The organism is Desulfosarcina sp. (assembly GCF_041551955.1).
GTDB lineage: Bacteria > Desulfobacterota > Desulfobacteria > Desulfobacterales > Desulfosarcinaceae > Desulfosarcina.
The window spans coordinates 1-12,277 of record NZ_JBFELV010000124.1 but is presented as its reverse complement, the minus strand read 5'-3'; the positions used below and the strand labels follow the sequence as shown (position 1 = coordinate 12,277).

Here is a 12,277-nt window from a genome sequence, read left to right as displayed (position 1 = left end):
GGCCGTCGGCCGCCAGGACCACACATTTGAGCGACCCATCACCGGCCAGCGTTTCCAACTGCCCGTTGAGTTCGTTCATCATTTCGATGTCCAGCACGTTGTGCTTGGGCCGGTTAAAGATCAGGGTGGCGACGCCGTCGACGATTTCATGGTTGATGAATTTTAGATGTGACATGTTTTTTTCCTTACCGGTAGTACTCTCCCCCTTGTATGCAGCGGGGGAGGGTGAGTGGAAAAATGGTCAGTCTTTGTGAAAGACGTAGTTGACCCGTCCGTTGGTCAGCGGGTTGGCTCTGGCCGCCAAGGCCATGCCGATGGACAGCTCGGATTCTTCGATGCCGCCGGCGATTCGTCCGAATACCTTGTAGTCACCAAAATCCACCAAGGCGATCGTATAGGGCAGGTCTCCTTCGAATCCTTTTGGACCGAAAGCCAGGGTGCTGTAGGTGAGCAGCTTTCCCTTCCCCTGGACGTCGAACCATTCCATTTTCGATGAGCGGCAGGTGCAGCAGTCTGCCCGCGGCGGAAAGAAGACTTTTCCGCAGGATATACAACGGGTGCCGCTGATCTTGCCCTGGTCCAGGCGGTCGATGAAGTCGTTGACCCGTGTGGTGCCGGTAAAACTGACTGTGCCGAATTTTCTGAACCGTTCGTCCTTTTCCTTCTTACCCATGGCAGTTTTTCCTTATCTCGCATGCCCGTCCACCGAGGTGGCCGGGACCGAATTATCTGGATAGAATGGTCACATTCCCGTAAAGTCCCACACCGCCGATATTATGGACCAGGCCCACGGCGGCATCGGGCACCTGGATCTCACCGGCTTCGCCGCGCAGCTGCAACACGATCGTGCGGATCTGGCTGCCGCCGGTGGCGCCGATGGGGTGGCCTTTGGAGAGCAGCCCGCCGTCCACGTTCACCGGTATGCTCCCTTCCAAATAGGTCTCCTTGCCGTTGATCAGGTCACGGCCTTCACCGGGGCCGGCGAAGCCCAAGTCTTCATAGGCCATCATCTCGGCAATCGTAAAACAGTCGTGGACTTCGGCCACGTGGATATCTTTGGGACCTAAGCCTGCCATCTGGTAGGCCTGGGCGGCTGCCTGGCGCGCCACGCTCAGCCCGTTGAACAGGTCGCGGCCGGCCAGGTTGACCGGCGCGGAGGCCGAACCGATGCCCCGGATCCACACGGGCTTGTCGCACAGGGATTTGGCTTTTTCGGCGCTGGCCACGATGATGCAGGAACTGCCGTCGGCATTGGCGCAGCAGTCTCCCACCCGTAAGGGAGAGGCCACGGTTCCGCTCATCATGTTTTCCGTGTCCGTGAACATCTCGGCAGTCACGGCCTTGCGATAGACGGCCCGGTCGTTGAGCTGGCCGTAGGTGGAGGCTTTGACGCGGATGGCGGCCAAGTCTTCGGGCCGGGTGCCGTAGGCCGCCATGTGGGCCCGGGCATACATGGCGTAGTAGGCGGGCATCATGGTGCCGAAGGGGCTCTCCCATTGGATGTCCGCACCCCGGCCCATGCGTTCCTGGGTTTCGGCGGAGGAGATTTCCGACATTTTCTGAAATCCGACCACGGCCACGATGTCGTGCAGCCCCGATTTGACCAGACTGTAGGCCAGCTTCAGACCCGTGCTGCCCGATGAGCAAAGGGTCTCTACATAAAAGGTGGGGCCCGGGTTGAGCCCCAAATATTCGGCGAACACCCCGGCCGGCGAGCGCTGCAGGTCGTATTCCGGTGCCGAGCAGACCACCGACGCGTCGATGTCCGCGGCGGAAATACCGGCGTGGCCCAGGGCATCGGAAAAGCCTTCGAAGGCCAGTTCCCGGACCGATCCCGGATAAAATCGCACGAAGGTGCTTTGTCCTGCACCGATAATGGCAACATCATTCATAAAGGAGACTCCCTGTGAGTGGTTTTGTGTTCAATCGCTTGGCCAACAATGGTGCTATCAAGCAATATGGAATCAGGTGTTTAGGCTGAAGGTGGATCGTTTTAATGCGATATGGTTCACACCATCCGCAGCCCGACATGGGGTTTCCGTCATCGGTCTTCCGACCTAGATATACTGCCCGCCGTCCACCTTGATCACCTCGCCAGTGATGTGGCGGGCCTTGTCGGATGCCAGGAAGGCGATGACCGATGCCAGGTCCTCGGGCTGGCCGATGCGCTTCAAGGCCATTTCGCCCATGGCCATGTCGATGATCTTGTCCCGGGCCTCGGAATCTTTGAGCATGGCGGTTTCGATCAGGCCCGGGGCCACGGCGTTGACATTGACGCCGAAGGCGCCCAATTCCTTGGCCACGGCCTTGGTGTAGCCGATGATGCCCGCCTTGGAGGCCGAGTAGTTGGTCTGCCCGAACTTGCCCCGCATGCCGTTAATGGAGGTGACATTGATAATCTTGCCGTACTTCTGTTCCTTCAGCATCGGGGCCACCTGGCGGGTGAAGTTGAAATAGCCCTTCAGGTTGACGGCGATCACCCGGTCCCACTGCTCTTCGGTCATCTTCCAGCAGACGCCGTCCCAGTTCATGCCGGCGTTGTTCACCAGGATGTCGATGCGGCCGAATGCCTCCTGGGCTTTCTTGACTGCAGCCTCGGCCTCGCTGAAGACGGCGATGTCGCAGGCGACGCAGACGGCCTTGCGGCCCATTTGTTCAATCTGGTCCGCAACGGCCCGGGCCTCTTCTTCATGGCGTCGATAGGTGAGGCAGACGTTGGCGCCCTCTTTGGCCAGCTCCAGGCTGGCGGCGGTGCCGATCCCCTGGGACCCGCCGGTGACGATGGCATGTTTACCTTCCAGCAGCATGTGCGTTTCTCCTTTATGTCGTTGGGCGGCCAAGCACCGCAGCCATGAATTCTACGTCGAAGGCATCGCCGGCGGCCTGGCGGCGCCGGTACTCGATGAAGTCGATGGTGTCCTTGCCGGTAATCTTTTTCGTGTTGAAGGCGTTGAATCCAAGGAAGGCTTCGCCGTTCATGTTGGCGGCCAGCCAGTGGCGGTTGATGACTTTTGCCTGATCCCAGAAGAACTTCTTTTTGAGGCGAATGCCCTCCACGCTTTTGATCAGACACCCCGGAAAAAGGTTGGTATAGGTCCAGAGAATCCGGTTGACTTCGTTGTCCAGCAACTCGAAATCGGTTTTGGCCGATTTGATGGTGGCCCGGGCCTGCTTGGCCGCATCCCCGGTCTTGTACTCACCGTAGACGATCTCGCCGTCGGCCACGTAGCTGTCTGTTTCAATGGCGGGGTTGCGCACCCATCCATCGCCATCCTTGATGACGGGAACACATTTGGAGATCAAACCCAGCCGTTTCATTTTATAGGCACTCCACATCTCGCAGGAGATGCAGTTCCACATGGCCAGTTCCATGGGCAGCATCCAAGGCAGAAAATCGCTGCTGCCGCCGTCCGGTGCACTGCCGTGCCTGGGGCCGGCCTGGCCGAAGATGGCCAGGTCGCTGGACAGGGTCAGGTCGCAGGCCATGCCGATCTCCTGGCCGCCTGCCACCCGCATGCCGTTGACTCGGCAGATGGTGGGTTTCTTGCAGCCGAGGATGCCGTCGACCATGGCATTGAAAAGATCCATATATAGCCCGTATTCGTTGGGCCGTTTTGCATAATACTCGGCATATTCCTTGGTATTGCCGCCCGTACAAAAGGACTTGTCGCCCATGGCCGTGAACACTGCGGCCACCACTGAACTGTCTGCTGAAGCACGATGAAAACCGGCAATGACGCCCTTGACCATTTCCGTGGTATAGGAATTGTACTGCTTCGGGTTGTTCAGGATGATCCAGGCCGAGAACAAACCGTCCACCGGGTTTCCCGACGGGTCCAGGATGGGGCGCTTTTCGAACATGACCCCGGGGGCGTCACTGGAAAAGTGTTCCTCGCTCCACAGGTGGTGGTTCTTGATACCGGATTCTCTCGGTAGCCAACTCAGGTCACTCATCGTTACCTCCCTTTGGGCGGCTCGCTTGAACGCCGCAGGTTAAGGAATCTCTTTGTTCCCGGCGTACCGGGACGGATTGTTCGGGGGACAGGTTGAACGACATCTGCTTTGGAACAAAAATCAAATTATGGATAAAATTCATTTGATAAAAGGTTACATATTAGCTATATATTAGCTACGAATATGGTTAGTCAAGAAAAAAAACCAGCCTGTTCGATATCCTTCTCAATACAGGCGGTTCCCATGATCGCCCGGCCTGCGGACATCTTCCGGCCGTCGGTTTTCATGATGGACTGATCGCCGTTCGAATTGTCGCGAGATGCGCAGGACAAGCTTGACAGCGCTGTTCCGGACCGATAGGTTCTCATCTTTCCGGAGCCGACTGACACCACCGTCGAAGGAGGTCCAGACCGTGAGATACCCGAAAGAGTGTGTCCTGAAGGAGTGTGTGGAGGCCGTGATCCGCCCGGTGGAACCTGGAGACCGGGCGCTTTTGGAAGCCTTCTACCACCGGATTCCCGAATCGGACCGCTGGTTTATGAATTACGATGTCATGGACAAGGCGGTCATGGACACGTGGTTCGAAGCCATGGAAAAGGGCAGCATCTGCTCCATCCTGGCGTTGTGCAATGATACCGTCGTGGGACAGGGAAGCCTGTATCTGCGTGGTTTCGGTGCCACCAGTCATGTGGGTCGGTTTCGCATCGTGGTGCTTCCTGAATACCGTCAGATGCGGCTGGGGACATGGTTGCTGCTGGACCTGATTCAATTGGCCATGGACCAGGGTTTGGAGATGCTGCGGGCAGACCTGGTCGCCGGCGTCGAAGACGGCGCCATCGAAGCCGTAAAAAAGTTCGATTTCTTCAAGTTTGCCGAACTGAAGGAATACATGAAGGATATCCAGGGCAACCGCCAGGACCTGGTGATCATGGTCAAACGACTGCATAAGGAGTGGAGTGATTTCTAACCGTATGCAGGTCTATGTCCGGTGGTCATCGATATTCGGACATTTACGGCATCCACTCACCTTGGAGAAGACAGGCGCTTTTGAACGATCCCATGCAAAAGGAGATGGTCCGGTCCACCCCTGCCGGTCCGATACAAATTCGGTCTTTCTGCACGCCCGATGAAATTCAAACCTACCGTTTTGACGACCAGTTCGGCACCCACGCCCAGTATAAATCGATTTACACCAAACGAGAAACCCTTGAAAAGCATGCCGCCAAAACGGATGCCAATGTGGTGCTGGCCCTGACGGAAGGCCAGCATATCGTGGGATTCGGAGTTTTCAGCCACCCGGAAGCCGACGAACGGTGGACGGAGCTGGGGCCGGGCATGATGATGGAAGTCAAGGCGGTGGAAGTGAGCAGAATGCTTCGATCCTGCAAGATTGCGGGAGACATGGTCCGTTTCATGCTGGCCCACCCAAAGATCGAACGGATGATTGCATACATGGTCGGGTATTCATGGACCTGGGATCTGGATGGTTCGGGCATGAACGCACAACAATACCGCAACATGCTCATCAGGCTGTTCAACCCCCACGGGTTCATCGAGCTTCAGACCAACGAACCGAACATCTGCCTGAAACCCGAAAATCTCTTCATGGGTCGCATCGGCAACGAGGTTCCAGATAAGCTTCGCCAGGATTTCAAGTGGCTCCGTTTCGGGATTTCCCCCTGACTGGATCCGGCACACGCGTTTGTCAGGAGTAGTCAATGACGATGTCTTTCTCAGGTCCCTCGCTGCTGGTGCATATTCTGATCATTGCCATGGTCAACGCGTTCTTCTTTCCGATCATGGCTCATTGGTCGGGGTCCATTCTATATGCCTTTCTGATCAGCGTCGGCATTCTTTGTATCTATGGGTTGATGGCCATCTGGCTTTTCGGCGGGAGGAGAAGATAAATCGGTATGGCCAAGCAAAAATACTACGCCGTTGCCGTCGGCAGGCGGCCGGGCATCTACACCGAGTGGTTCGGCGATGCCGGTGCCCAGAACCAGGTGATCGGCTTTCAAGGCGCCCGGTACAAGGGCTTTTCGACACGTGAGGAGGCAGAGGCGTTTATCCGGGATCAGGGTTCTGGCGAACCCATACGGCCAAAGCCGTCACGAAAAATAAATTCCCGAAACACCGAGACCCCCATCGATAAACCGGATGCCGGCCTTGCAGACCGGATCATCATCTACACGGACGGATCCAGTTTGGGCAACCCCGGTCCCGGCGGCTATGGGGTGGTCATGTCATCGTCCGGGGAAAACCGGGAACTTTCCGGCGGTTTTCGTCAAACCACCAACAACCGCATGGAGCTGTTGGCCTGCATTGTCGGCCTCGAACAACTCGAGACCCCCTCGGCCGTCGTCCTTTACAGTGACTCCCGCTACGTGGTGGATGGCATCACCAAGGGCTGGGCAAAAAAATGGCAGCACAACAATTGGCGCAAGAGCAATGGTGGAAAAGCCCTGAACGTCGATTTATGGGAACGCCTGCTGTCACTTTGCGTCCGGCATGACGTGCATTGGGTCTGGGTCAAAGGACATGCGGGAAATCCCGGCAACGAGCGATGCGACCAGTTGGCCACCCAAGCGGCCAGCTGCGCGAAGCTGCCACCGGATGTCGGTTATGAAACCGTGTCTATCCCAACCTCCTGTAAGTAAATTTTATTGGGTTGCCCCACAAATTCCTTTTCAAGTTTATCCATTGGGTGGCGATATGAATAATAAGATGCCAAATAGATAGGGTGGAACAGGAGCGCTTCATGGTTCCCGAAGTAAAAAATGACTTAGATGCACAAACCCCAGCCGATGTGTCTACTGAAGAGAAAGAACACCGGATTTTTATCAATGATCGGGGAGAAGGCACATTTATCTGTCCGGCCTGCAAAAAGGGGGTCATCCGGGACTTGAACCAGTTCTCCCAGTTCCAGACGGCGGTTCGGCTCAAATGCAAATGCAGTTGTGGGAACGATTATCGCGTGCTGCTGGAGCGCCGACGCCATTTTAGAAAGTCGGTGAACCTAGTGGGGATGTTCTTATTTCAGGGCGGCAGCGGCAACCCGATCAAAGGGTTGATCAAAATACGCAATATCTCCCAGTCGGGCATTCAGTTTTCGGTCAACAGCATGCCTGAGTTCAAGGTGGGTGACAAACTGACCATCGAGTTCACCCTGGATGACGAGGAGCACTCCCAGGTCCATGAAACGGGCATTGTCCAGCGGATCCAGTCCAACATCGTCGGCTTGGATTTTGAAACCACCGACCACTACGGCCGGCTCGGCCGCTACCTCTTCCAATAAAGAATCCGGATTAATTCACGATCATCTTACCATCGGCATCCATCCAGGCCGGAAATTCATTTCGATAGCCTTTAAGGATTGCGGCGGAAAAAACACCGTTGACGATCGCCTCCTTGTGGGTCATGTGAGCGACCACCCGTCCCATGGGGTCGATAATACAGGTGTCACCGCGGTAGCGGTGGCCATTGCCGTCCACCCCCACCCGATTCACCCCGGCCACATAGCACTGGTTTTCGATGGCCCGGGCTTTAAGCAGCGCGTTCCAATGCGGGGCGCGTCGTTCAGGCCAGTTGGCTACGAAGATGGCTGCATCGTAGGCATTGTCGAGGTTGCGGGTCCAGATGGGAAAGCGGAGATCATAACAGATAAACGGACGGATTTTCCACTCGTGGCAGGTTACCAGCAGATGCTCACCACCGGGGCGATAGACCTTTTCCTCTCCGGCAAAGCGAAAGAGGTGTTTTTTGTCGTACCACTGCAGACTGCCGTCGGGTTTGGTCCAGATCAGGCGGTTGTAGAAATGCCCCATTTCTTCGATGATCAGGCTGCCTGTAATGTCCGCCTGGCGCTCACGTGAGCGCGCCCTCATCCATGCCACCGTCGGCCCGTCCATGCGCTGTGCCAGGCGGCCCGGGTTCATGGAAAACCCCGTAGAAAACATTTCGGGCAGCACGATGAGATGAACCCCTGGTTCAACCTGGTCGATGGTTTCATGGAAACGGTTCAGGTTGGCCTCATGGTCTTCCCATACCAAGTCCGATTGAATCAGTGCAATTTTCAGATCCTGCATAATATCTCCGCGGCCTGTTGCAGGGTTTTGTCTCTTTTGGCAAAGCAGAACCGCAACACCCGGTTGTCCTGTCGATCATGGTAAAATGCCGACGGCGGGATGGCCGCCACTTTGTGCGCCGTTGTCATCTGGTGGGCAAAGGCCGCGTCGTCCAGGTCAGAGATGGCTGAATAATCCATCATCTGAAAATAGGTGCCCCGGCAGGCCAGGGGCTTGAACCGGGACCCTTCGAGCAGGGAGAGAAACCGGTCCCGTTTCCTCTGGTAGAAATCCGACAGCCCGAGATACAGGGATGTGTCCGCCAGAATATCGGCGTAAGCCCATTGAATCGGCGTATTCGAGGCAAAGGTGAGAAATTGGTGGACCCGCTGAAGCTCTCGCGTGAGGGGCGGCGGCGCCACGCAGTAACCGATCTTCCAGCCGGTGGTGTGGTAAGTCTTGCCGAATGAACTGACCACGAAGCTTTTTGCGTACAGCAGCGGGTCTCTCAATACGCTTTGGTGAGCCAGGCCGTCAAAGATGATGTGCTCGTAGACTTCATCAGAGATGATGAAGATGTCCCGTTCCGCCACAATCTGCCTCAATGCTGCGATGTCCGCCAACGAAAGCACGGTGCCTGTGGGGTTGTGCGGGGAGTTGATGAGGATCAACCGGGTGTTGTCCCCGATGGCATCGCTGGCCTCATCCCAGTCGATGTGATAATCGGGCGTCTTCATGGAAAGATAGACCGGAGTTCCGCCGTTTAAACGGATGGCTGGAACATAAGCATCAAAGGCCGGTTCGAAAACCACGACCTCGTCACCCGGGCGGACCACTGCGGTGATGGCTGCAAACAGCGCCTCGGTGGCCCCCGATGTGACGGTGACTTCCGTGTCCGGATCGACCGGGTTGTCGTAAAGATCGGCAACCTTCGCGGCGATGCGCTCCCGGAGCCGAGCCACCCCCTGCATGGGCGCGTACTGATTGCGGCCGGCCCGCATGTGTGCAAGGACGCGATCGATCAGTGCCGGAGGCGTATCGAAATCGGGAAACCCCTGGGACAGGTTGACGGCCCCATGCTCGGCGGCCAGGGTGGACATGACCGAAAAAATGGTGGTACCCACATCCGGCAGTTTCGACGTGATCGTCATTGGATCGGCCTCTCATGAGATGGGGGTGGCGAGACTGTTTCCCGGTCCTCATCGGCGGGTGCGTCCCGATAGTGGGAAGCCATGTCTGCCGCATGGCGACCGACGGTCTGACGAAGTGCCGCCGGCGCTATCACCTGGGCCCCGGCGCCCCAGCGCAGAACCCAGTGGCTGATCTCTTCGATGCCGGCCACGGTGGCGGTGAAGATCAGCGTGCCGTCGGCCTGATCCGACAGGTGTTGACTCGGGTGCCAGGTGCGCTCGCGGATATAACCGGCAACTGATTGAAGGAAGCGAATCTTCACCCTTACCGGCGATCCCTGGTATATGCCGAAACTGTCCTGCAAAAAGGCCTTCATGTCGAATTCCGCGGGAACCTGAAATCCATCATCGCTGGGCGTCACGGTTTCGATGCGATCCACCGCAAATGTCCGGACGCCTTTTCTCAGGGCGCAATAGCCGATCAGATAGAGGGTGTCGTCAACATGGCGCAACCGGTAGGGGTGTACCGTTCGTCGGCTTTCCTTTTTCCGGCCCATGGAAAAGTAGACCATGTGGATTTTTTTTTCGTCGATGATCGCTCGGTTCAATGCAGCGATGATGGTGCCGAAGCGGGTATAGTCTTTCCTCGGGGCCGGGCCGGCATCCACCCGGTCACGGATTCGGTCCAGGTAGTCGATGTATGCGCTCGGCAGGGTGGCTTTGATCTTGGACAATAGGGAATCGATGGCATCGTGAAAAACGGTCCCCCGATAGGTCTTGAGCATGTCCTTGCCAAAGTACAGGGCCATCAGCTCAGGGATGCTGAAGGCCAGGGGAATCTGCTGGCGGCTGGGATTCAGGATGTGCCAATAACTGCGATTGTCCCTATTTTCGGTGGTGATGGGAAATCCGCCGGCCTGAAGCGCCTCCAGATCCCGGTAAACGGTCCGCGAGGTGCAGCCCAGCCGGTCGGCAAGGGCGGGAACGGTTTTACCTTGGGTGGAGGCAACCAGGGTCTGGATGATCTTCCACTGCCGGCTGAGTTGGTCGCCTCTGGCCATTTGCGGTCAGTTTTCCAATTGCCGTTCGGCGTAGCGCTGCAACCGGAACAGAACCATGTGCATTGTTCCCTGGTCGGATCGAAGGGTCTGCCGCCGGGCCTTGACCTCGTAGCGGCTGCGCATGCGATCCCAGAAGTCAACGCCGGTGCGGCGCACCCCTTCGGCCAGAATGATGGTTCCTCCGGGATTCAGGTACCGGTCGAACATGGCTTCGAGGCCATCGATATCGCGGGCTTTGTAGACGGTTTCGGATCCCACAATCATGTCGAACCGACCATCCAGTTGCGGCGCGTTCCAGTCCAGCCGCTCGATGACCATCTCCGGGCAGCCGTTGGCCAGGGCGTTGGCCCGGGCAAAATTGAGGGCGTCGGGGTTGTTTTCGGTCATGGTGATGCGATGGCCTGCCCTGGCAGCGGCAATGCCCACCATCCCCAGGCCGCATCCAATTTCCAGTATGCTTTTCGCGGGGTTCGGCGGTATCCCTGCAAGGTGGCCGGCCAGGACACCGGAGGCTTCCCAGATCTTGGCCCATAAAGGGAAATTATCCATCACGTCGTCCGGATTGATGAACCGGTCGATGGAAGCGGGCGTGAACAACCCGTAAGTTTGCCCGTTGATCGTCACTGGTGTGGTAACGGTGTCGTAGGTCCGGTGAAAGTGCTCCAGTGAGAACATGTTCGATGAGGCTTCCTTTGTTTTTTTAGTAGCCATGTGGGGTCTCAGCGGAGCATGTTTTCCGGCATCCGGACCGCCACCACCTCACCTGTGGCGCACAGCTTTCCCTCGGCTGATACCGTTGCCGATACGACCACCTTTTTTTCTTTCAATTCCTTGATCACGCCGCGGATTTCCAGTTCGGCATCGATCGGGGTCGGACGCAGGTAGTTGACATGCAGCGATGCGGTGACAAATCGGAACGGAGCCTCGTCCGGCCGGGCGCGTCCGGCGGCTGCCGATGCCGAACCGGTGCCGTGGCAGTCGATCAAAGAGGCCAAAAGACCCCCATATACATAGCCGGGGATAGCCATATGGACAGGCCGCGGCCGGAATCGGGCGACTGTCTCATCACCATCCCAATAGCTCTTTAATTGCAAACCATCCGCATTGAGTCGTCCGCATCCATAGCAGTGGCTTAGTTCATCGGGATAGTTGTCCTGGAATGCGATTTCACTCATGGTGCTCCTTTCTCGATGGGACACAGCGGTTCCGGGTCAGATCTCACAGGGAGTATGACGGGCGCATGGTCAGTCTTTAATGGTTCCGTGCCGAAGAATTCAGAGGCGGTAGGACTATGGTTGCGTCAGGTAGATGAAAACGAACTGTTCGTCATTGATGTCGACCGTCATGTCACAATTGCGGGACTGGGCATAATTGAGCCAACCCAGCTTTCCGGCACCGCCGCAATCGACCTTGGGGTGCGATTCGCCGGTGGTGGCATCGTACCATGAGATCAGCATGGGGTCCGGACACAGTGACTTTACCTTTGCATCGGCCATGGACTGGGCGGATGGAAAATCCAAATCGGGTTCGTCGGTTCGGATTTTAACCGGGTTGATCAGTTGGTATTTCAATGGCGCTTTTGCCATTTTCACCTCCTTTTGATGAGCGTTAGGGGCAGATGAACTTTGGATGTAATACGGGCTGACAAAAAAATCAATAGCCGTCAAACAGCCGGCCGGATCGATTTGAAGTGGCCTGCGCCATGTGGTAGGCTGGTTTCACGGATACCGACATCAAGGAGGATGCGGTGAAAAAAAAACCGGTTCCTGCCGACAGCTGGTTCTCGATAAAGACGGTTCAGGCCCGGTTGATGGAGCCTTCCGGCGATTTGGCCGACCGAACCATTCAAATTCGGGTCAACCCCATCTCCGGACGTACCAGTCGAATTGCCTTCAGCCGAGTGAATGAAAAAGAGGCGGGTGTTGAGCGCCTGCCCTTGCCGCCACCGGATGCCCGGCAGACGGCGCGCTGCCCTTTTTGCCGCCCCCAGGTGCTGACGCAGACGCCACGGCTGATCCCCGACATTCATCCGGCCGGCCGGATGGCACGGGGGGAATCGCTGTTGTTT

Annotated in this window: 15 protein-coding genes and 1 pseudogene; 6 read left to right on the top strand and 10 right to left on the bottom strand. The window is 57.0% G+C overall.

The genetic code is table 11. The features are described 5' to 3' along the window. Positions 1 to 241: 241 nt before the first annotated feature. The 4 genes from ABYV26_RS11440 to oah all read right to left on the bottom strand — a co-directional run bounded on the left by ABYV26_RS11440 (position 242) and on the right by oah (position 3,954). Positions 242 to 673: a zinc ribbon domain-containing protein gene (locus ABYV26_RS11440; RefSeq protein ID WP_372681099.1), complete on the bottom strand. Its 432-nt coding sequence runs from the start codon at positions 671 to 673 to the stop codon at positions 242 to 244. Positions 674 to 725: 52 nt separating this feature from the next. Next, positions 726 to 1,892 carry an acetyl-CoA acetyltransferase gene (locus ABYV26_RS11435; protein ID WP_372681098.1) on the bottom strand — a complete coding sequence of 389 codons (1,167 nt, stop codon included), beginning with the start codon at positions 1,890 to 1,892 and terminating at the stop codon, positions 726 to 728. A gap of 165 nt (positions 1,893 to 2,057) precedes the next feature. Continuing rightward, positions 2,058 to 2,807, bottom strand: coding sequence for an SDR family NAD(P)-dependent oxidoreductase (locus ABYV26_RS11430; protein WP_372681096.1), 750 nt, complete (start codon positions 2,805 to 2,807; stop codon positions 2,058 to 2,060). A 13-nt stretch (positions 2,808 to 2,820) separates the two neighbouring features. Further along, positions 2,821 to 3,954, bottom strand: coding sequence for a 6-oxocyclohex-1-ene-1-carbonyl-CoA hydratase (gene oah, locus ABYV26_RS11425; protein ID WP_372681094.1), 1,134 nt, complete (start codon positions 3,952 to 3,954; stop codon positions 2,821 to 2,823). 412 nt (positions 3,955 to 4,366) lie between these two features. Here oah and ABYV26_RS11420 point away from each other — a divergent pair, with 412 nt between their 5' ends. The 5 genes from ABYV26_RS11420 (at position 4,367) to ABYV26_RS11400 (ending at position 7,249) form a co-directional block, all read left to right on the top strand. Continuing rightward, positions 4,367 to 4,921 (top strand): N-acetyltransferase family protein, encoded by a 555-nt coding sequence (locus ABYV26_RS11420; protein ID WP_372681092.1) that lies wholly within the window; start codon positions 4,367 to 4,369, stop codon positions 4,919 to 4,921. 80 nt (positions 4,922 to 5,001) lie between these two features. Continuing rightward, entirely contained in the window at positions 5,002 to 5,637 is a 636-nt protein-coding gene (locus ABYV26_RS11415) for a hypothetical protein (protein ID WP_372681090.1), read from the top strand. Between the two features lie 35 nt (positions 5,638 to 5,672). Continuing rightward, on the top strand, positions 5,673 to 5,861 hold the full coding sequence (locus ABYV26_RS11410; RefSeq protein ID WP_372681088.1) for a hypothetical protein: 189 nt from the start codon (positions 5,673 to 5,675) through the stop codon (positions 5,859 to 5,861). 6 nt (positions 5,862 to 5,867) lie between these two features. After that, positions 5,868 to 6,611: a ribonuclease HI gene (gene rnhA, locus ABYV26_RS11405; RefSeq protein WP_372681087.1), complete on the top strand. Its 744-nt coding sequence runs from the start codon at positions 5,868 to 5,870 to the stop codon at positions 6,609 to 6,611. 101 nt (positions 6,612 to 6,712) lie between these two features. After that, the gene (locus tag ABYV26_RS11400; protein WP_372681085.1) at positions 6,713 to 7,249 is read left to right on the top strand and encodes a PilZ domain-containing protein; all 537 of its coding nucleotides are present in this window, start codon (positions 6,713 to 6,715) and stop codon (positions 7,247 to 7,249) included. 10 nt (positions 7,250 to 7,259) lie between these two features. Here ABYV26_RS11400 and ABYV26_RS11395 read toward each other — a convergent pair whose 3' ends face one another. From ABYV26_RS11395 to ABYV26_RS11370, 6 genes are all read right to left on the bottom strand, one after another. Beyond that, on the bottom strand, positions 7,260 to 8,039 hold the full coding sequence (locus ABYV26_RS11395; protein ID WP_372681083.1) for an amidohydrolase: 780 nt from the start codon (positions 8,037 to 8,039) through the stop codon (positions 7,260 to 7,262). Continuing rightward, positions 8,027 to 9,169 carry a methionine aminotransferase gene (locus ABYV26_RS11390; protein ID WP_372681082.1) on the bottom strand — a complete coding sequence of 381 codons (1,143 nt, stop codon included), beginning with the start codon at positions 9,167 to 9,169 and terminating at the stop codon, positions 8,027 to 8,029. Before ABYV26_RS11390 ends, ABYV26_RS11395 begins: the two co-directional genes overlap by 13 nt. Further along, complete coding sequence (locus tag ABYV26_RS11385; protein WP_372681080.1) at positions 9,166 to 10,209, bottom strand: helix-turn-helix transcriptional regulator; 1,044 nt, start codon at positions 10,207 to 10,209, stop codon at positions 9,166 to 9,168. The genes ABYV26_RS11390 and ABYV26_RS11385 overlap by 4 nt, the downstream gene beginning before the upstream one ends. A gap of 6 nt (positions 10,210 to 10,215) precedes the next feature. After that, the gene (locus ABYV26_RS11380) at positions 10,216 to 10,920 is read right to left on the bottom strand and encodes a methyltransferase (protein WP_372681078.1); all 705 of its coding nucleotides are present in this window, start codon (positions 10,918 to 10,920) and stop codon (positions 10,216 to 10,218) included. An 8-nt stretch (positions 10,921 to 10,928) separates the two neighbouring features. After that, the gene (locus ABYV26_RS11375) at positions 10,929 to 11,384 is read right to left on the bottom strand and encodes a PaaI family thioesterase (RefSeq protein WP_372681076.1); all 456 of its coding nucleotides are present in this window, start codon (positions 11,382 to 11,384) and stop codon (positions 10,929 to 10,931) included. 114 nt (positions 11,385 to 11,498) lie between these two features. Beyond that, complete coding sequence (locus ABYV26_RS11370; RefSeq protein WP_372681074.1) at positions 11,499 to 11,795, bottom strand: AF1514 family protein; 297 nt, start codon at positions 11,793 to 11,795, stop codon at positions 11,499 to 11,501. 161 nt (positions 11,796 to 11,956) lie between these two features. Here ABYV26_RS11370 and ABYV26_RS11365 point away from each other — a divergent pair. Beyond that, positions 11,957 to 12,277: pseudogene (locus tag ABYV26_RS11365) on the top strand (hypothetical protein); the annotation flags it as partial.